The sequence below is a fragment of the Paucibacter sp. KBW04 genome, from assembly GCF_003852425.1.
Taxonomy (GTDB): Bacteria; Pseudomonadota; Gammaproteobacteria; order Burkholderiales; family Burkholderiaceae_C; genus Paucibacter_A.
This window is the reverse complement of the sequence record NZ_QAJN01000016.1, coordinates 103,672-122,264: the sequence shown is the minus strand read 5'-3', so window position 1 is coordinate 122,264 and position 18,593 is coordinate 103,672. Positions and strand designations below refer to the sequence as shown.

At 65.2% G+C, this 18,593-nt stretch carries 18 protein-coding genes; 5 read left to right on the top strand and 13 right to left on the bottom strand.

Features of this window, described 5'->3' with window-relative positions; translation table 11 throughout:
- Positions 1–4 precede the first annotated feature (4 nt).
- Complete coding sequence (locus tag DBR47_RS20060; RefSeq protein WP_124453398.1) at positions 5–1,021, bottom strand: sulfate ABC transporter substrate-binding protein; 1,017 nt, start codon at positions 1,019–1,021, stop codon at positions 5–7.
- A gap of 185 nt (positions 1,022–1,206) precedes the next feature.
- Between DBR47_RS20060 and DBR47_RS20055 the strand changes: the two genes are divergently transcribed.
- The 3 genes from DBR47_RS20055 to DBR47_RS20045 all read left to right on the top strand — a co-directional run bounded on the left by DBR47_RS20055 (position 1,207) and on the right by DBR47_RS20045 (position 6,599).
- On the top strand, positions 1,207–4,116 hold the full coding sequence (locus tag DBR47_RS20055; RefSeq protein WP_124453396.1) for a serine/threonine-protein kinase: 2,910 nt from the start codon (positions 1,207–1,209) through the stop codon (positions 4,114–4,116).
- Positions 4,117–4,209: 93 nt separating this feature from the next.
- The gene (locus DBR47_RS20050; protein WP_124453394.1) at positions 4,210–4,794 is read left to right on the top strand and encodes a nitroreductase family protein; all 585 of its coding nucleotides are present in this window, start codon (positions 4,210–4,212) and stop codon (positions 4,792–4,794) included.
- Positions 4,794–6,599 carry a M14 family zinc carboxypeptidase gene (locus DBR47_RS20045; RefSeq protein ID WP_124453392.1) on the top strand — a complete coding sequence of 602 codons (1,806 nt, stop codon included), beginning with the start codon at positions 4,794–4,796 and terminating at the stop codon, positions 6,597–6,599. The genes DBR47_RS20050 and DBR47_RS20045 overlap by 1 nt, the downstream gene beginning before the upstream one ends.
- On the opposite strand, the gene DBR47_RS20040 is transcribed toward DBR47_RS20045, so the two are convergent.
- The 5 genes from DBR47_RS20040 to DBR47_RS24625 all read right to left on the bottom strand — a co-directional run bounded on the left by DBR47_RS20040 (position 6,596) and on the right by DBR47_RS24625 (position 9,906).
- Positions 6,596–6,865, bottom strand: a complete 270-nt coding sequence (locus DBR47_RS20040) for a DUF1488 family protein (protein WP_124453390.1) — start codon at positions 6,863–6,865, stop codon at positions 6,596–6,598. The genes DBR47_RS20045 and DBR47_RS20040 overlap by 4 nt on opposite strands.
- Positions 6,866–6,941: 76 nt before the next feature.
- Complete coding sequence (locus DBR47_RS20035) at positions 6,942–7,550, bottom strand: cytochrome b (protein WP_124453388.1); 609 nt, start codon at positions 7,548–7,550, stop codon at positions 6,942–6,944.
- A gap of 73 nt (positions 7,551–7,623) precedes the next feature.
- Positions 7,624–7,914, bottom strand: a complete 291-nt coding sequence (locus DBR47_RS20030; protein WP_124453386.1) for a hypothetical protein — start codon at positions 7,912–7,914, stop codon at positions 7,624–7,626.
- Between the two features lie 191 nt (positions 7,915–8,105).
- On the bottom strand, positions 8,106–9,695 hold the full coding sequence (locus DBR47_RS20025) for an ABC transporter substrate-binding protein (RefSeq protein ID WP_124453384.1): 1,590 nt from the start codon (positions 9,693–9,695) through the stop codon (positions 8,106–8,108).
- 40 nt (positions 9,696–9,735) lie between these two features.
- The gene (locus tag DBR47_RS24625) at positions 9,736–9,906 is read right to left on the bottom strand and encodes a hypothetical protein (RefSeq protein WP_156089056.1); all 171 of its coding nucleotides are present in this window, start codon (positions 9,904–9,906) and stop codon (positions 9,736–9,738) included.
- Between the two features lie 87 nt (positions 9,907–9,993).
- Here DBR47_RS24625 and DBR47_RS20020 point away from each other — a divergent pair, with 87 nt between their 5' ends.
- Together DBR47_RS20020 and DBR47_RS20015 are read left to right on the top strand one after the other, a co-directional pair.
- Positions 9,994–10,233, top strand: a complete 240-nt coding sequence (locus DBR47_RS20020) for a hypothetical protein (RefSeq protein ID WP_124453382.1) — start codon at positions 9,994–9,996, stop codon at positions 10,231–10,233.
- Positions 10,234–10,357: 124 nt separating this feature from the next.
- Complete coding sequence (locus DBR47_RS20015; RefSeq protein ID WP_197047182.1) at positions 10,358–10,684, top strand: hypothetical protein; 327 nt, start codon at positions 10,358–10,360, stop codon at positions 10,682–10,684.
- On the opposite strand, the gene DBR47_RS20010 is transcribed toward DBR47_RS20015, so the two are convergent.
- From DBR47_RS20010 to cysT, 7 genes are all read right to left on the bottom strand, one after another.
- A complete protein-coding gene (locus DBR47_RS20010; protein ID WP_231512414.1) occupies positions 10,685–12,490 on the bottom strand; it encodes a TRAP transporter large permease subunit in 1,806 nt (601 codons plus the stop codon). It abuts the gene before it with no gap.
- Positions 12,491–13,507 (bottom strand): TRAP transporter substrate-binding protein DctP, encoded by a 1,017-nt coding sequence (gene dctP / locus DBR47_RS20005; protein WP_124453380.1) that lies wholly within the window; start codon positions 13,505–13,507, stop codon positions 12,491–12,493.
- A 22-nt stretch (positions 13,508–13,529) separates the two neighbouring features.
- Positions 13,530–14,393, bottom strand: coding sequence for a TRAP transporter TatT component family protein (locus DBR47_RS20000; protein ID WP_124453378.1), 864 nt, complete (start codon positions 14,391–14,393; stop codon positions 13,530–13,532).
- A 60-nt stretch (positions 14,394–14,453) separates the two neighbouring features.
- Positions 14,454–15,377 carry a CysB family HTH-type transcriptional regulator gene (locus DBR47_RS19995; RefSeq protein WP_124453376.1) on the bottom strand — a complete coding sequence of 308 codons (924 nt, stop codon included), beginning with the start codon at positions 15,375–15,377 and terminating at the stop codon, positions 14,454–14,456.
- 137 nt (positions 15,378–15,514) lie between these two features.
- Positions 15,515–16,576 carry a sulfate/molybdate ABC transporter ATP-binding protein gene (locus DBR47_RS19990; RefSeq protein ID WP_124453374.1) on the bottom strand — a complete coding sequence of 354 codons (1,062 nt, stop codon included), beginning with the start codon at positions 16,574–16,576 and terminating at the stop codon, positions 15,515–15,517.
- Positions 16,573–17,469 carry a sulfate ABC transporter permease subunit CysW gene (cysW, locus tag DBR47_RS19985; RefSeq protein ID WP_124453372.1) on the bottom strand — a complete coding sequence of 299 codons (897 nt, stop codon included), beginning with the start codon at positions 17,467–17,469 and terminating at the stop codon, positions 16,573–16,575. Before cysW ends, DBR47_RS19990 begins: the two co-directional genes overlap by 4 nt.
- A gap of 238 nt (positions 17,470–17,707) precedes the next feature.
- Positions 17,708–18,592, bottom strand: a complete 885-nt coding sequence (cysT, locus tag DBR47_RS19980) for a sulfate ABC transporter permease subunit CysT (protein ID WP_124453370.1) — start codon at positions 18,590–18,592, stop codon at positions 17,708–17,710.
- Position 18,593: the final 1 nt, after the last annotated feature.

Below are 18,593 nucleotides of genomic sequence, written 5' to 3'. Positions count from 1 at the left end.
TTCTTCAGCGCCCCGGCGTGTAGATCTGGTCGAACAGGCCGCCGTCGTCAAAGTGCTGCTTTTGCGCCGTGCGCCAGCCGCCGAAGAGCTCGTCGATGGTGAAGAGTTTGACCGGGGCGAATTGTTTGGCGTACTTGGCCGCGACGCGGGCGTCACGCGGGCGGTAGTAATGCTTGGCGGCAATCTCCTGGCCCTCGGGCGAGTAGAGGTAGTCCAGATAGGCTTGCGCCTGCTTGCGGCTGCCGCGCTTGTCCACGGTCTTGTCCACCACGGCCACCGGCGGCTCGGCCAGCACCGAGATGCTGGGGGTGACGATCTCGAACTTGTTGGGGCCCAGCTCCTTGACGGCCAGATAGGCCTCGTTCTCCCAGGCGATCAGCACATCGCCGATGCCGCGCTCCACAAAGGTCGTGGTGGAGCCGCGGGCGCCGGAGTCCAGCACCTTGGTGTTGGAGTAAATGGTCTTGACGAAGGCCTTGGCCGACTCGGCATTGCCACCGGGCTGTTTGAGGGCGAAGCCCCAGGCGGCCAGATAGTTCCAGCGGGCGCCGCCCGAGGTCTTGGGGTTGGGCGTGATCACGTCCACACCGGGGCGGGCCAGATCGGGCCAGTTGCGGATGTTCTTGGGGTTGCCCTTGCGCACCAGGAAGACGATGGTCGAGGTGTAGGGGCTGGCGTTATGGGGCAGGCGCTTTTGCCAGTCCGCCGGCAGCAGCTTGCCCTGGTCGTGCAAGGCGTCGATGTCGTATGCCAGGGCCAGGGTGACGACGTCCGCCTGCAGACCGTCGATCACCGAGCGGGCCTGCTTGCCCGAGCCGCCGTGCGACTGCTTGATGGTCACGGTCTCGCCGGTCTTGGCCTTCCAGCTCTTGGCGAAGGCGGCGTTGAAATCTTGGTAGAGCTCGCGTGTCGGGTCGTAGGACACATTGAGCAGGCTGATTTGGGCATGCGCCAGGCCGGTGCTGGCGCTGAGCGCCAGGGCGGCGGCAAAAACGGAGAGGCTGCGGCGGAAGGGATTCATTGTGTGGGCGCTCTGGCTTGAAATAGGTGTGAGCGTGACTCTAGAAAAATGCGCAAACGGCGTGAACCAAGAACTTCTGCATTGCTTTGCAGCTTTGCGCGCATTGCTGCGCTTGGCAGGGCCGGCTCGCGCTACATTGGGGGCCGGTTTGCAACAGGCCCGAGCAGGCCCGACGGACAGGCAACATGATCGATCCAGAGGCTTGGCGGCGCTTATCCGCATGGTTTGACGAGGCCGCCGCTTTGGACGGGGCCGCGCGCGAGCAATGGCTGCAGGCCCTGGCCGAACGTGAACCCGAGGCCGCCGCCCAGCTGCGCCAGGCCCTGGCCACGGGCATGGAAGGCGAGTTGCTGCCGCTCGAACATCGGGCCGCCGGGCGGGCCTGGGCCCGCCGCATCAGCGCGAGCGCCGAGCTGGAGTCCAGCGGCTCGGCCGAAGGCGGCCCGCCCGAAGACCTGCATGGCCAGCGCCTGGGCGCCTGGCGTCTGGAGGCCAAGTTAGGCCAGGGCGGCATGGGCGAAGTCTGGCTGGCCAGCCGGGCCGACGGCTTGTTCGAGGCCAAGGCCGCCATCAAGCTTTTGCGCCGCGACCTGCCGGCCGCCCGCCTGGCCGGCCGCTTTGCGCGCGAGCGGGCGGTCTTGGCCCGGCTCAACCACCCGGCGGTTGCGCGCCTGCTGGACGCAGGCGTGGAGTTGCAAGGCCTGGCGGAGGAGCGGGCCTTTCTGGTGCTGGAGCTGGTGTCCGGCCAGTCCCTGGCCAGCCATGTGCGCAGATGCTGCCCGCTGGTGGCGCAGCGCTTGCGCTTGCTGCTGCAGATCGCCGAGGCGGTGGACTATGCCCATGCCCAGCTGATCGTGCACCGCGACCTCAAGCCCTCCAATGTGCTGGTGACGGTGGACGGCGCGCCCAAGCTCCTGGACTTCGGCATCGCCGGCCTGCTGGATCTGGACGAAGGCGCCGAGGGCAGTGACCTGACCCGCCAGACCGGCCGGGGCCTGACCCTGGGCTATGCCGCACCCGAGCAGATCAGCGGCGCGGCCGTGGGCACGGCGGCCGATGTGTTCTCGCTGGGCGTGATCTTGTTTGAGCTTCTCAGCGGCGAGTTGCCTTTTGGCCATAGGCGCGAAGGCCGGGTGGCGCGTGAGCATGCGGTGCTGCACGATGAGCCGCGGCGCCTGGCCGATTTGATCAAGCAAGACACCGGGCAAGACCCGCGCGGCCCCGGCCGGCCCAGCGATGCGACGCGCGCCCTGGGGGATCTGGAGGCCATCGCCGCCAAGGCCATGCGCAAGGACCCGGCGCAGCGCTACGGCAGCGTGCGCGCCTTGATCGACGATTTGCAGCGCTGGCAGGCCCATGTGCCGGTGAGCGTGCGGCGTGACCATTGGCAGCATCGCACCGGTCTGTGGCTGCGCCGCAATGCGTTGGCGGCGGGCGCGGGAGCTCTGGTGCTCTTGAGTCTCAGCGCCGGCCTGGCGGCGGCCACCTGGCAATGGCGACGCGCCGAAGAGGCGGCGCGCCATTCCGCGCAAGTGACGCGCTATCTGGGCGATCTGCTGGCCTCGGCCCAGCCGGAAAGCCATGGCGGCAAATGGCCCACGGTGCTCGAGCTGCTGGACAGCAGCCGTGCCGATCTGCGCGAGAAGTTCCGTGACGATCCCGACACCCGCCTGGGCCTGCTGCAGGTGCTGACCACCACCTACAACGCCCTGAACCGCTTTGACTACGCCTTGCCACTGGCCGAGGAATGGGTACAGCTGGCCACCCAGCATCTGGGCCCACAGGCGCCGGGCACCTTGCTGGCGCGGCTGGAGCAAGGCCATGGCCTGCAGATCATGGGCATGGAGGGCCGTGCCATCGCCGTGCTGGAGCCGCTGCGCGAGCCCTTGCGCCGCCACTTCGGTGAGCGTTCACCCCAGTATCGCGACGCCTTGATGATGCTGGCCGCCTGCTATATGCACAGCCAGCGACTGCCCGAGGCCGAGCAGGCCCTGGCCCAGGCCTGGGCGCTGACGCAAAAGCTGGGGCCGGTGAGCGCGCTGGACCGGGCCGACTACCTCAACAATCTGCAGGTCTTGCGCAGCAAGCAAGGCCGGCCGCGCGAGGCGCTGCAGATTCTGCGCGAGTCCCAGCCCTTCTGGCAAAGCCGCGAGCCGGCCCATGCCATGCAGATCCTGGTGATGCGGCGCAACTTCCTCAACCACCAGATCGGCCTGGCGGAGTTCGATGACATCGAGGCCCGCAGCCGCCAGCTGCTGGTCGATATGAACCGGCTGCTGGGCCCGGGCAGCGATCTGGCGCTCTTGCAATACGCCATGCTGGCGCGTTACTTCAGCCATACCGGCCAGTACAAGGCGGCGGCCAAGGAGTACGCGGCCTTGCTGGAACAAGCCCAGGCCCAGGGTGTCAGCCAGAACCCTGATGTCATGTGGCGCCCGCGCGCCGAGAGCCTGCTGGTGCGCAGCCGCGCCCAGCCCGAGCTTGAGCGCTCGCGCTGGCGGGCGGAGGCCGCTCAGCTCCTGAGCGAGATCGAGGCTGGCGGCCCCTTGCTCAAGGGCAATGCCCTGACCGCGGTGCAGGCGCTGGCCGATCTGGCCCTGGCGCATGAGGATGCAGCCCTGGCCGCCGACTTGCTGGCTCGGGTCGTCAAGGTGGGGGGCGAAGCCGCGCCCGGCAGCCGCCTGGCCCAGCTGCAAGGCCAGCTGGCGCGGCTGCAGGGCGACTGGCCGCGCAGCCTGCGCCTCTTGCAAGGCCGGGCCGATCATTTCAAGCAGCTGGACGCGCCCGCCACCGACTACGCCTGGGCGGCCCAGCTAGACCTGGCCTACACCCAGGTCTTGATGGGCGAAACGGCAGCGGCCCAGGCCAGCCTGGCCCTGGCCGAGACGAGGCGCCCCAAGGCCATGCCACAAGGCCACCCGCTGGACGCGCTGGCGGGCTTCTTGCGTGCCCGCCTGCTTGCCGCGCGGGCGGATGATCCCGCCGTGCTGGCGGCCTGGGGCCAGCTGCGGCAGGCCCAAGGCCGCACAGTGGCGGGGCCGCCAGCGCTTGACGCCCAGACCCCCAGCGCTTCCCTGGGCGGATTGTTTTTCTGAACACCGAGGCGTCTTTGTCACAATGCCTCGGCGACTCGCCCATGATCCGGCGGCGTCGCCCACTCCCTTCGTCGTCTTCAACAGGAAGCCTTCATGAGCCGTCAGACCGAATACCCCATCCACCCTCAGTTCACCGCGCGCTGGAGCCCGCGTGCCCTGACCGGCGAGGCGATTGCGCCGGCCGTGCTGATGAGTTTTTTCGAGGCCGCTCGCTGGGCGCCTTCGGCCTCCAATGTGCAGCCCTGGCGCTTTGTCTACGGCCTCAAGGGCACGCCGGGTTTTGAGGCCATCTTTGCCAGCTTGGTGGACTTCAACAAGGGCTGGGCCAAGAACGCCTCGGCCCTGGTGGCGGTGATCTCGGCCAAGACCTGGTTGCCCCACGGCACCAAGGACGCCATCCCCTTTGTGACCCATGCTTTTGATGCCGGCACCGCCTGGGGCCATCTGGCCCTGCAAGCGCACGACGCCGGCTGGATCACCCATGCCATGGGCGGCTTTGATGCCGATGTGCTGCGCCAAGGCCTGGGCGTGCCCGAGGACTTTCACCTCAACTGCGTGGTCGCCATCGGCAAGCAAGGCGATAAGAGCCAACTGCCCGAGGCCCTGCAAGCGCGCGAGGAGCCCAGCCTCCGCAAGCCCCTGGCCGAGATCGTGGCCGAAGGCAAGTTCAGCTTCTGATGCCCGTGCTTGCCGACTCGAAAGAAGAAGAAAAAGGCGTCCAGCTGCTGGACCTGAGCCTGCCCCGCAGCCTCAGCGTCTTGCAGGACTGGGCCCGGCGCGAGCGGCCCAGCCGCCTGCAGGCCTGGGTGTTCGAGGGCCTGCTCGCCCGCCGCACGGCCGAGCAGGCCTTGGCTGCGCTGGGCATCGAGGCCGAGATCCGCAGCGCCTACAAACCCATACTCCACGCCTTTCTGGAGCAGTACGGGCTGGATGGCGCAGCCTATCGTGAAGCGAATCAGACGGGCGATGCCCTGCTGGAGATTCGTCTGCCCGCCTCCCTGGCCCAACGCCTGCGCATGGAGGCCTATCCCCTGGCCGGCCTGCTGCGCAACACGGCGCTGAGCTTTGTCGAGGACGCGAGCCTGGCCCCCGATGAAGTGCGTGTGCGCTGGGGTGGGCAAGACCTGTCCCCCATCTTTGTGCCCTTGCGAAGCGACGGCGCGGGAGCCTCGGCCACGGCCTGGCTGCGGGCCTGGGCGGCGGAGGACTTGATCAGCGACGGCCCCTTGCTCGGTGATGACTACCAGGGCGCGGCCGAGGCCGTGTTTGCTGCGGTGGCCGCGCATGCCTGGGGCGAGGCCGAGCCCTTCTTCGATCGACTGCTGATCGATATCGAGATCGGCGGCATTGAAGAAAAACTGGACTTTGGCGACGAGCTGATGAGCACGCGCGAGGCCTTGCACGAGGAGCTGTACTTCGGCCTGCTGGAATTCTTCCAGCAGCGCGCCGGCCGGCCCGAGGGCGACCGCCTGCTGCGGCCGGGGCAGATCGTGCCCATGATTCTGGCTGGGGACGCCGAGCAGACGCGGGTGCGTGTGCATCTGGCGCCCCATCCGGTCCTGGCCTTGGCGCCGCCTCGGGCCGACGCCGCCTTGCTGCAAGGCCTGGCCGACTGCGCGGCTCCGCTCACGCCCGAGCAGGTCTGGTCGGCGCTGGAGGCCTTGGCCGAACAAACGGTTGGGGTCGAACGCTTTGGCGTGCGGTCGGTGCAAGGCCGGCCCCTGCCAGGTTTCTACCGCCCTGGCCGCCGTGCCGGGGTGGTGATCAGCGCCGGTCAGCATGCGAATGAGTGTTCGGGTGTGGTCGGCGCCTTGCGTGGAGCTGCGCAGTTATTGCAGCAAGACAGTCAGGCCCATCTTGCCCTGCTGCCGCTGGAGAACCCCGATGGTGCGGCTTTGCACCAGGCCCTGTGCCAGCAGCAGCCTGAGCATATGCATCATGCGGCCCGCTTCACCGCGCTGGGCGACGATCTGGAGGTGCGCCAGGCACCGGCGCCCCTGTATGAAAAGGCGGCTAGGCTGGAGGCTGTTGCACGCTGTGAGGCGGGCCTACATTTCAGCCTGCACGGCTACCCGGCCCATGAGTGGACCCGGCCCTTGTCCGGTTATCTGCCGCCGGGCTATGCCAGCTGGGCGATTCCGCGCGGTTTCTTTTTGATCATGCGTCATCACCCCGGCCGCGACCCCTGGCCTTTCTTGCGGGCCTTGACGGCAGGCTTGGCCCAAGATGCGCGTTTGGTGGACTTCAACGCCCGCCAGTACCGCATGTGGCAGGCGCATTGGGGCGAGTTGCCCATGACCGTGCTCAACGGCGTGGGCTGTGTGGTGGCCGAGGACAGCCGCTCCAGCGTGCCCTTCACCTTGATCAGCGAGTACCCGGACGAGACGGTTTATGGCCCCGCCTTCCAGCTTGCGCAGCAGACGCAGACGCGGGCGGTGGTGCTGGCTTGTGAGCTGTTTTGGCAGGGCTTGTTGTCGAGCTAGGGCTGAGCGGCCCGAATGGCCGTCAAATCCGGCTCGCGCAGAATCACTGGCTGGTAAGAGCCCGCGGCGATGCGGCGCCGCACGGCAGCCTCCAGCTCGGGCACATGGTTGAGAAAGGTGCGCAGGGGCTCGTCGTCCGTGCGGGTGGGGCAAAAGCGATAGTGCAAGGCCTCTTGCCGCACGCTGGCTCCCACCCAGGCCTCGTCAATCTTGACCCAGAAGCGCACCGTGCCCGACTCTGCGTGGAAGAAGGCTTCTTGGGACATGGCGGTGGACTCGGTCAAGGGGCGCCTGATCAGACGCAAGTGCCCGAGTATGAGGCCTAGGCATAGCGCGCCTGCTTCAGCGCGGCCGGCGCCCCAAGCTGGGCCACATCCTCGTCAATACGCCATCCTTGAGCAGCCAGTGGTGGGCCAGGGCGGCGGCCGCATGCAGGCCGGCAAAGATCAAGAGCAGGTTGGCGAAGAGTTCGTGCAGCTCCACCGCGTCATGGCGCAAGGCCTTGTTGCTGGGGTCAAAAGCCGGCACGGTGAAGAGGTTGAACAAATTGTCCCCACGTATCCACACGCAAGCCATACCCACCAGCACCGTGCCGCCGAGCAAGAGGTAGAGCAGGCGATGGACGCTGAGGGCCAGGCGACCCTTGAAGCCGGGTTCGGCCGCAGGCAGCTTAAGCCCGCCCTGACGACGCCACAGCAAGCGCAGCAAGAGCATGACGCCTAGCATCACTCCGAAGCTGATGTGCAGGCTGCGCACCGTGATGCGCGGGGCTCCTTTGGGGAAGAAATCGATGCACTGCCCCGCCGCCCAGAGGCCCAAGACCAGGGCCGCACTGAGCCAGTGATAGCGGATGCTGCGGCTGTCGTAGGAACTGGGCGTGCCCAGTTCGCTGCCGCTGTGCTTGGGGGTGGAGGAGGGCGTGGAGGAGGGCGTGGGGAGGCTGCTTTGCATGATGAGCAAAGCATAAGCCGGGCGTGTTGCTGGCTTGTAAAGCTAAGGCCTCTAAAACAAGGCTTGCTTTCGCTCACGAGGCCGGGATCTTCGGGACGGTCAAGAAAGCCCAAAGAAACAGGGCGAGCACGCTCAGAAAGAGGGCAGACAGGCCCAGGTTGACGCACCACAGCAGGAACCAGTAGCGCACGACGCGGAAGCGCTGGCGCATGGACGCAAAGCAAAACAGGGCGGTGCTTGGGAGTAGCAGCGGGGCCGACAAACCCAGCAGGGGCAGCACCATGCCAAGAAAGCCCAAGCCTAGGGCCGAGGCGGCGTGGCTCGCCATCTCGGCTTCGATCATGCGGAACAAGTTGATCGCCACAGCCAAGCCTGAAGCAGCCAATAGCGCCCCTAGCATTTGAATCGTGCGCAGCGTCCAAGTGAAGGGATAAGGTCTGTTTTGGCGAGGTTTGACGACATCCATCGAATCTTGTCTCTCAGGTCGTTTCGTAGCTTGGGTCACGACCCGCCTTCATCCTTGCTAGATGAGGATATGGCGGGTCTTGACCCGCCTTACTTGACCGTGATCCAGCGCCACTCTAACCAATTATCCGGCCGGTGCACGACGCTCACATTGCTGCGCGCGGCCCAGGGGATGAACTGGCGGTGCAGGGGGATGTAGTGGATCTGCTCGGCCTGGCGTTTGAAGGCCTGGCGGATCAAGGCCTCACGCTTGACCGGGTCGGCTTCCTTGCTGCTGGCGGCGACGATGGCGTCCAGCTCGTCGTCCTTGAAATTGCCACGGTTGTACTCGCCCACACCCTTCTCGCCTCGGTTGCGGTAATGCGAGGTAAAAATGCTTTCCGGGTCGGTGATGGAGCCGCCCCAGCCAAACAAATAGGCATTGGTGTCCAGCTTCTCTACCTTGTTGAAGAAGATGGCCTTGGGCTGGGCGTTGACCCGGGTCTTCAGCCCAATCTTGGCCCATTGCGAGGCCAGGGTGATGCAGATGCGCTCGTCGTTGACGTAGCGGTTATTGGGGCAATCGAGCGTGAACTCAAAGCCCGCCGGGTAACCGGCCTCGGCCAGCAGCTTCTTGGCGGCAGCCACGTCGTAGGGCAGGCGGGCTTCGATGGCGGGGTCGTTGAAGGAACCCAGCGGTGAGGGCACGACGGCGCCGGTGGGGGCCGATTGGCCGTTCATCAGCTTGGTCTTGATGGTCTCGATATCGATGGCCTGGTAGAGGGCGCGCCGCACCCGCACATCTTTGAAAGGGTTCTTGCCCTTGATATTGCTGCCCTGCAACTCATTGCGGCCCTGGTCCAGGCCCAGGAAGATGACGCGGTTCTCGGGGCCGTTGACGATCTTGACGCCGGGCGTGGCGGCGAGCTTGTCGATATCGCGTGGCGAGGGGTCCAGCACAAAGTCCACCTCGCCCGAGACCAGGGCGGCGGTGCGAGTGGCATCGCTCTTGATCGGGGTGTAGACCACCTCTTGCAAATTGCCCTCGATCTGGCCCCAGTAATTGGGGTTGCGCTTGAACACGGTCTTGCTGTCCGGCGCGCGGCTCACCAGTTGGAAGGGGCCGGTGCCATTGGCATTGAAGGCGGCGTAGCTTTCTTCCTTGTTGGCGAAGTCTTGGGTCTTGGTGGCCTTGTTGGCCTCGGCCCAACCCTTGCTCATGATGTAGAGCGTGTTGAGGTGCTGCAAAAAGATGGGGTTGACTTGGGCCAGGTTGAACTCCACCGTCAGCTTGTCCACGGCGCGCGCCTTGCCCAGGGCATTGGCATACATGGCGATCTGCGAGCTGGGCTGCTGGGCCCGTTCCAGCGAGAACACCACGTCCTCGGCGGTGAAGGGGCGGCCGTCATGGAACTTGACTCCGGGGCGCAGCTTGAAGGTCCATTTCAGCGGGCCGTTCTGCTTCCACTCGGTGGCCAGCAGAGGCACCAGATTGAGTTTTTTGTCGCGTGCCACCAGGAACTCATAGACCTGGGCATTGACCACATTGGTCAGGGTCTCGTTCTGGGAGTAGGGGTCCAGGGTCAGCGGATCGCCGCTGGAGGCCCAGCGCAGGGTTTGGGCCGAGGCGGCCGCAGCGCTGGCCAGCAGGGCGGCGCAGGCGAGCCGCTGCAGGCGGCGGGTGTTCAAAGTCGTTTTCATCAAATCTCCAACAGATCGGCCAGCCTAGCCCGGGCGGGGCTCACAGGGAAGGCAGGAATATTGCTGAGCTTATTCCTTCTGCCGTGGCCAGTTCGGCACAGAGGAGCGCAAGAGGGCTTGGCAAGCGATTCTTGAATGGATATGCTGTACGAATAAACAGTGGTTTTTTGTACAGTTGTTTGTCTTGTTCATTTTTTGAAAGCACGCTCATCATGCCTTCTTCCATCTACCGCCAGACCTACACCCCCGCGCCTGCCAGGCATGTGCCCCTGTGGTTGCTGCGGGTGTGGCGGTGGCTGTGAGCTGGCTGTTCCGACCCTGGCGGCGTGCCAGCGGCAGCTACCGCTTTCAGCTCGGCAGCCAGCAGGTCTTGGTGGAGCGGGTGGGCTCGCATTGGCAGGCCGTGCTGCAGGCGCAGGACGGCGCGCAGCAGCCGGCCGACTTCAGCATCCCGGACTTCATCGCCGCCGATGAGCTGGGGCCTTATCTGGCCGAAGTTCTGCATGAAGTCGCCGTAGTTCGGGTTAGCTCAGCGTAACCCGACACATGGGCTCAGAAGTTCATCAGTGCTTTGCCTTGTCGGGTTACGCCGAATCGGCTAACCCGACCTACACGCTGTGTAGACTCGCTTGACTCAATGGGCGTTGCCAGGAGGGGTGAATATGAAGGATGCGGCCGCTGCGGCTTATCAAGCCCTTTGCCAGACCTTGCTGACGAACGAAGGTGTCAGCGCCAGCCAGATGTTCGGCAAGCCCTGCCTGAAGATTCATGGCAAGGCTTTTGTGGCCCAGCATTTGCAGGCCGTGGTCTTCAAGCTGAATGGGCCGGCTCACGCCAAAGCCCTGGCCTTGCCGGGCGCGCAGTTGTGGGACCCCTCCGGCAAAGCTCGGCCCATGAAAGAGTGGGTGGCCGTGCCTGCTGTGGGCTCAAACACCGGATTCAATGCCTTGGCGCAGGCGGCGCTGGCCTATGTGCAGGCCAGCGCTTGATCAGTGACCCGCGGCAAACAAGGTGGGCAACCCGGTCGCCAAGATCGGCACAGCCGCAATCAGCAGCGTGCCGATGAAGATGGCCAGCAGGGCCGGCAGTACCGAGGCCGCCACATAGCGCAGCGGCTTGCCGAACATGGCCGAGGCGAAGTAGATATTCATGCCGGCCGGCGGGCATAAAAAGCCCATCTCCATCGCCGCCAGAAAGATGATGCCGAAGTGCATCGGGTCGATGCCATAGCTCAGCGCCACCGGCAGCAGCAAGGGCACCAGCACCACCAGGGCGGCGTAAATTTCCATCAAGGCGCCGGCCACGAATAGAACAGCGCAGAGGGCCAAGAGGAAGACGAATTTGTTCGGGATCGCGCCCTGCACCCATTCAATCGCCGCGTCCGGGATGCCGGCATCGACCAGATAGTTGCTCAAGCCCAGCGCCATGCCCAGGATCAGCATCACCCCGCCGATGATTTGCGCGCAGTCCGACAGGGTAGCGCCCAGCTTGCGCCAACTCAGTTCGCGGTGGGCCAGTGATTGCGTCAGCACCGCGTAGATGGCCGTCAAGGCCGCACTCTCGGTCGGCGTGGCCAGGCCGCTGAGCAGGGAGCCTACGGCCACCACCGGGGCCAGCAACTCCCATTTGGCGGCCCAAACCGTCTTGCCCAGAGCCTGGCGAGTGACGCTTGGTTGTGTAGTTATGCCGCCGCGCCGCAAATAGCCGCCGAACACCAACAAGCAAATCACCATCACCACCGCAGGCAGCAAGCCGGCCAGAAACATGGTGTTGATGGGCACGCGGGCGATGATGGCGTACATGATCAGCGGCACCGAGGGCGCCAGCAAGACACCCAGGGCGCTGGCGCTGGTCACCAGGCTGATGCCGCGCTGCTCTGGGAAGCCGGCCTTGCGCAGCAGCGGAAGTAGCAGGCCGCCCAGGGCCAGAATCGTCACCCCGCTGCCCCCCGTGAAGGCGGTGAACAAGGAGCAAAGCACGGCCGAGGCGGCGACCGTGCCACCCACGCCCGCCCCGAACAAAGCCAGAAAGACTTCGCCCAAGCGCTGCGCTGCACCACTGCGTGCCAACAGCAAGCCGGCCAGGGTGAACAGCGGCAAGGCGGGCAGGGAGGGGTTGACGGTGATTTGGTAATGCGAGAGTGGGACCGAGGCCAAAGGGGCGCCGTCCTGCCAAAACAAGGCCAGAGCCAGGCCGCCCAGCACGGCAAAAATCGGTGAGCCCAGCAAGAGCATGGCCAGCAGCCAGAGTGCGGCCGGCCACAGAGGCAAGACCTGACCCTCGAAGCTGCGGGCCAGCATGAGGCCCAGGAGCGGGAAGAGCAGGGCGGCCGCCCACTTGAGTGCGATGGTCTCGCTAAAGCAACGCGCCCCCAGCTTGAGCCCCAGCAGGGCAAAGCCCAGCGGCATCACCAGCTGCAGCCACCAGGCCGGGACACCATAGGCCAGAGCGTGGCTGACCTGCATCTCGCTGGCCACAAAGCGCCAGCTGGCCTCGGCCAGCATGCCGCAGACGGTTGCCGCGCTGCCCTCGGCAAACAAGCGCCGACCCGCATGGCCTGTGAGTTGGCTGCCGCCGGCCAAGGTGCTCAGGTGGCCGTTGCGCTCGGCCGCCACCGCGCCCAGCATGGCCAGCACCAGGCCCAGATGCTGGACCAGCACCGGCGCGTTCTCGATGCCGCGGCCCAAGAGCGGCCGGGCGGCAATCTCCAGCAAGGGGATCAGCGCCATCAGGGCCAGGGCCAGGCCGGCCAGGGCCTCGTCAAAACGCAGCAGTCGCCTCAGCAAGATGCCCACTTACTTCTTGCTTGCGCGGTAAGCTTTTACATGCACAAAGACCTCATCAAAGGTCTCGGCCGGCACCATCACGCCGCGGATGCGGGGGTAGAGTTTTTCGGCCAGCTCGGTCCACTCCTTCATCTCGGCGGGCGAGGGCTTGTTGATGACCAGGCCGCGTTTCTTCATCGCCTCCACCGCCTCATCCACCTCTTGCCTGGCCTTGGCGCGGATCTGTACCCCCGCCTTGTCGCTGGCCGCGCGCAGCTGCTCTTGCACGGCAGGCGCCATTTCGTCCCAGCTCTTTTTGGTGATCACCAGGGCACCGACGATGGGGGCCCAGTTGATCTCCAGCATGTTTGGCGCCGTCATATAGACCTGGCTGGCCAGGGCGAAGTAGGGCGTGGCGGGCACGACATTGATCATGCCGGTCTGGATGGAGGGCAGGATGTCGGCCGTCTCCAGCGGGATGGGCGTGTAGCCCAGGCTTTTCATGATGTCTTGCTGCTCAGACTCCGCGCCCCAGGCGAAGAACTTCATCTTTTTATAGTCCTCCGGCCGGGTGGCCGGGCTCTTGGAGAAAAAGCGCACCCAGCCCGCATCGCCCCAGGCCAGCACGACAAAGCCCTTGTCTAGGAATTTCTTCTCCATCGCCGGCCGCATCTTCTCGCGCACATAGTCCAGCTCCTCCCAGCTGCGGAAGAGCAGGGGCAAGTTCTGCAAGGCCGCCACCGTGGGTTCGATCTCGCGCAGGCCCACGACGGAGAGCAGCGCGCCTTGCAACTGCCCGATGCGCATGCGCCGCGCCATCTCGGCCTCGCCGCCCTGGCTGCCGTCGGGGTAGATCAGGTATTTGGGTTTGGCGCCCCCCTGGGCTTCCTGTGCCTTGGCCCAGGCTTCGCCGATCTCCATCAGCTGGCGGTGATAGAGCGAGTTCTTGGGCACCAGGCTGGCGATGCGCAGGGGCTTGGGCGTTTGGGCCTGAGCGGCCAGCGTGCTGCACGTGGCGAGGAAGAGGGCGGCAAAAGTACGACGCATGGGCTAGGGCTTTCTTGGGCTCTCAAAACAAATCGTCGGCCTGGCCCAGCAGCCAGAGCGCGCGTTCTCGCATCAACTCATTGGCGAGATTGGGGTGGGCTTGGGCCGTGCTCAGGGCGGCTTGCAGCAAGGCGATGAAGGCGGCCTTGTCTTGCGTCGCTTGAGCGATGCCCTCGGCCTTGGCCAGCAAAGGTCCGGCTTGGGTGCTCTGGCCGAAGGTGATGGCTTGATCGAAATAACGCTGCGCGTGAGCTTGGCTGCCGCCAGGCCGGGCCAGCTCAAACGTGCCCATCAAACTGGCCAGGCTGCCTGCGCCAAACTCGGGCTGCAAGGCATGGGCCTGGCTCGCCCACGCGATCGCGCGAGGCAAATCAGCCACGGCCTCGGGCGAGTCTTTGGAAAGTGAGATGTGGCCGCCCCAGGCCGCCGCGGCCCAGTAGGCGAGGCCGGCCTGTTCGGGCTTCAGGTCTAGAGGCTGAGCTGGCAGGGCGCGCAAGGCGTGGTCGCGGGCGCGCAGATACATGCGGGCCGCTCGCTCGCGCAGAGCCTGCGCGGCGCGGGCATCACGCGACTCGATCTTGTCGGCCTCAAAAGCCAAGAAGGCGTAGGCGTACTGGGTGAAGCCCGCCGCCACGCTCTCTGCCAGCTTGGCGTTGCCGGGGTCCTGGCGCAGCAGAGCTTCGGACAGCTTGAGGTAAAAAGCGCTGGCGTCCTTGGCCAGACCCAGATCGGTCTCGGCGTTGGCGGCCTGGCCCTGGGCTGCCAGCTCGTCCGCCACGCCGCGCACCAGCAGCAGGCGGGGCGAGCAGGCGCTCAGAAGCAGCAGCAGGGCGCAAAGGCTGGTGAAGCGGAGGAATGAAAAAAGGGCTGGCGCTCGTCGGGGCATGTGACGAATCTAGCCAGCCTTCGTGACGGGGCCATGTCAGCCCCGGCACCGGGGATTGCCTTACTCCACAGCCATGGCCGCGCGCACGGTTTCTTCGTCCAGCCCGGTCGCGCATTCCTGCAAGAAGCGATAGGCAAAGCCGCGCAGATAGTGGCCGCGCTTGAGCGCGATGCGGGTGGTGTTGGCCTTGAAGAGATGGGAGGCGTCCAGCAATTGCAGGCCTGGGTCACGCAGGGGCTCGAAGGCCATGCTGGCCACAATGCCCACGCCTAGGCCGACCTGCACATAGGTTTTGATCACGTCCGCATCCAGGGCAGACATGACGATATCGGGCGCCAGGCCGGCCGAGGCGAAGGTGGCGTCGATGCGGGCGCGGCCCGTGTAACCTTGGTGATAGGTGATCAGTGGGTGCTCGGCCAGGGCTTCGAGCGTGAGCGTACTCAGCTGGCTCAATGGATGAGCTTGGGGCACGACCACGGCGTGATGCCATTCGTAAAACGGAAAGGTCACAAAGGCCGGGTCGCGATCCAGGGCCTCGGTGGCTATGCCAATATCGGCCTCGCCGGATTGCAGCAAGGTGACGATCTCCGCCGGATTGGCCTGATGCAAAACCAGATGCACGCGAGGAAAAGCGGCCTTGAAGCGCGCCACGATCTGCGGCAGGGCGTAGCGGGCCTGCGTGTGGGTGGTGGCGATGGTCAGCTGGCCTTGCTCGGCATCGGCAAACTGATCGGCCAGGCGTTTGATATTGCGCGCATCCAGCAGCATGCGCTCGACGATCACCGCCAACTCCTTGCCCGGCGCCGTCAGGCCCAGCAGGCGCTTGCCCCGGCGCACAAATAGCTCCACGCCCAACTCGTCTTCCAGGTCTTTGATGTGCTTGCTGACGCCGGACTGCGAGGTGAACAGCGCGGCCGCCACCTCGGTCAGATTGAAGTTTTGTTGCACTGCTTCGCGGATGATGCGGAGTTGCTGGAAGTTCATGGGGCGAGACTGAATTTGATGTGGAGCCGTAGGTCGGGTTAGCGCAGCGTAACCCGACACTTCAACGGCTGCCCGAGTGGCGCCGTGCAATGTCGGGTTACGCCGAAACGGCTAACCCGACCTACGGCTGGGTGAAATCAAGCTGCTTTGCCAGCCTCAAACAAACTCAGTCGAGACGCGTTCAGCCGCACCTTCTGCCCACCTTGCAGATTCAAGGCCAGGGCTTGTTCGCGGCTCAGCTCGGCTTCCAGATGCTGGCCATTGGGGCCCAGCAGCTCGACCCGGGCGGCGGCGCCGAAGCTCAGCACGCGATCCACCGTGGCGGGCAGGCCAATGGCGTCGGCGGCAGTCAAAATTTTCAGCTCATGCGGGCGTGCATAGGCTTGCACATGGCCCGTCTGGATCAGGCTGTCGCCATGGCTCAGCTGATGCTCGCCGATATGCACGGCACCGCCGGCAGCCTGGCCCTCGAAGCGGTTGACCGCGCCGAGGAAACCGTAGACGAATGGCGTGGCCGGGCGCTCGTACACCTCTTGCGGGGTGCCGACTTGCTCGACGCGGCCGTGGTCCATCAGCACCACGCGGTCGGCCACTTCCAGCGCTTCTTCCTGGTCGTGGGTGACGAAGACGCTGGTGATGTGCAGATCGTCATGCAGGCGGCGCAACCAGCGGCGCAGCTCTTTGCGGACCTTGGCATCGAGGGCGCCGAAGGGCTCGTCCAGCAGCAAGACTCGCGGTTCCACGGCCAGGGCGCGGGCCAGGGCGATGCGCTGGCGCTGGCCGCCGCTGAGCTGGGGCGGGAAGCGGTCGGCCAGCCAGTCCAGCTGCACCAGGTTCAGCAACTCATGCACCTTCTTCTTGATGACGGACTCGCTGGGGCGCTCCTTGCGCGGCTTGACGCGCAGGCCGAAGGCCACGTTGTCAAACACCGTCATATGGCGGAACAAGGCGTAGTGCTGGAACACAAAGCCGACCTGGCGCTCGCGCACATGGGTGTCGGAGGCGTCCTCGCCGTCTAGCAAGACCTGACCCCGGTCGGCCGTTTCCAGGCCGGCGATGATGCGCAAAAGCGTGGTCTTGCCGCAGCCCGAGGGGCCCAGCAGGGCCACCAGCTCGCCGGTGGGGAAGTCCAGGCTGACGTCACCCAGGGCGGTGAAGGCGCCAAAGCTCTTGTTGATATTGCGGACTTGAATGCTCATGGGGCTTCCTTCAGGGTGACGTGGGCACGCCACTCGACAAATTGCTTCAAAACGAGAGTCACCAGGGCCAGCAAGGCCAGGATGGAGGCGACGGCAAAGGCCGCGGCGAACTGGTACTCGTTGTACAAAATTTCTACGTGCAGGGGCAGGGTGTTGGTCATGCCGCGGATATGGCCGGACACCACCGACACCGCACCAAACTCACCCATGGCGCGGGCGTTACACAGAATCACGCCGTAGAGCAGGCCCCACTTCACATTGGGCAGGGTCACCAGCCAGAAGGTCTTCCAACCCGAGGCGCCCAGCACGGTGGCGGCCTCTTCCTCGTCGCGGCCTTGGGCCTGCATCAGCGGGATCAGCTCACGCGCCACAAAGGGGAAGGTGACGAAGATGGTGGCCAGCACGATGCCGGGCACGGCGAAGATGATCTTGATGTCATTGGCCTGCAGCCAGGGGCCGAACCAGCCTTGCGCGCCGAACAGCAACACATAGATCAGGCCGGCCACCACCGGCGAGACCGAGAAGGGCAGGTCGATCAGCGTGATCAAGAGCTGCTTGCCGCGGAACTCATGCTTGGCAATCGCCCAGGCCGCGCTGACACCAAAGACCAGATTTAAGGGCACCGAGATCAGTGCCGCGATCAAGGTCAGCTTGATGGCGGAGACCGCATCGGCTTCGACGATGGACGCAAGGTAAACATCGAAGCCCTTGCGCAAGGCCTCGGTGAAAACCGCCACCAGAGGCAGGACCAGAAAGAGGGCGAAGAAGCCCAGGCCCAGGCCCAGCAAGGTGTAGCGAACCCAGGGTGCCTCGCGGGTGGCGGGGTTGCTTTGGTAGCGGCCCAGGGCAGCGTTTTGTTTCGCCGTCAGCGAAGAAGAAATCACGGCAGCCATAATCCTAGATCCGGCAGTTGAACGCGGCCGAAGGGGTCGCGAGACGGTGCGCGGACAAGGCGCGCCGACGATGTGGGCTAGTGCCCACGAGGAGAAGCAACGCAGGCTGCGTACTGCCTCGCGAGCCAGGCGGCCGCGTAGCGCTGTCACCCGAACAGCAAGGGGACTTGACAGGGGCGAAGGTGGTAGTCATCGATGTTTCTTAGTCAAACTGAGCGGTCAACTGCCGGATCTAGGATTACTTGCGTCCTTCTTGGCCGTTACGTTTGGAGCTCCAGGCCTGCAGACCGTTAATAGCCAGCAGCAGCACGAAGGAGAAGATCAGCATCACGGTGGCGATGGCCGTGGCGCCCACATAGTCGTATTGCTCCAGCTTGGAGATGATCATCAGCGGCGTGATCTCGCTGACCATGGGCAGATTGCCGGCGATAAAGATCACCGAGCCGTACTCACCCACGGCGCGGGCAAAAGCCAGTGCAAAGCCGGTCAGCAGGGCCGGGGTCAGGGTGGGCAAGACCACCAGGCGGAAGGTCTGCCAGCGATGCGCACCCAGAGAGGCGGCCGCTTCTTCCAGCTCGGTTTCCATGTCTTCCAGCACCGGCTGCACCGTGCGCACGATGAAGGGCAGGCCGATGAAGATCAGTGCTACCAGCACACCCAAGGGCTTGAAGGCCACCTGGATGCCCCAGGGCGCCAGCAGCTGACCTAACCAGCCATTGGGAGCGTAGAGCGCGGTCAGGGCGATGCCGGCCACGGCCGTGGGCAGGGCGAAGGGCAGGTCGATTAAGGCATCCACAATCTTCTTGCCCGGGAACTCGTAGCGCACCAGGGACCAGGCCAGGATCAGGCCAAAGACCAGATTGATGGAGGCCGCCAGCAGCGAGGCACCAAAGCTCAGCTTGTAAGAGGCCAGCACCCGCGGCGCGGTGGCTGCGGCCCAGAAGGCCTCGAAGCCATGACCGGCCGATTTGATGAACACCGCCGAGAGCGGGATCAGGATGATCAGCGAGAGATAGAAGAGCGTGAAGCCCATGGTGGGCGCGAAGCCGGGCAGCACGCGGCGCGGCTTGCGCTTCTTCGTCGACGGCGCCTGGGCTGGCAGCTCGGCAGGCGCTTGATTCATA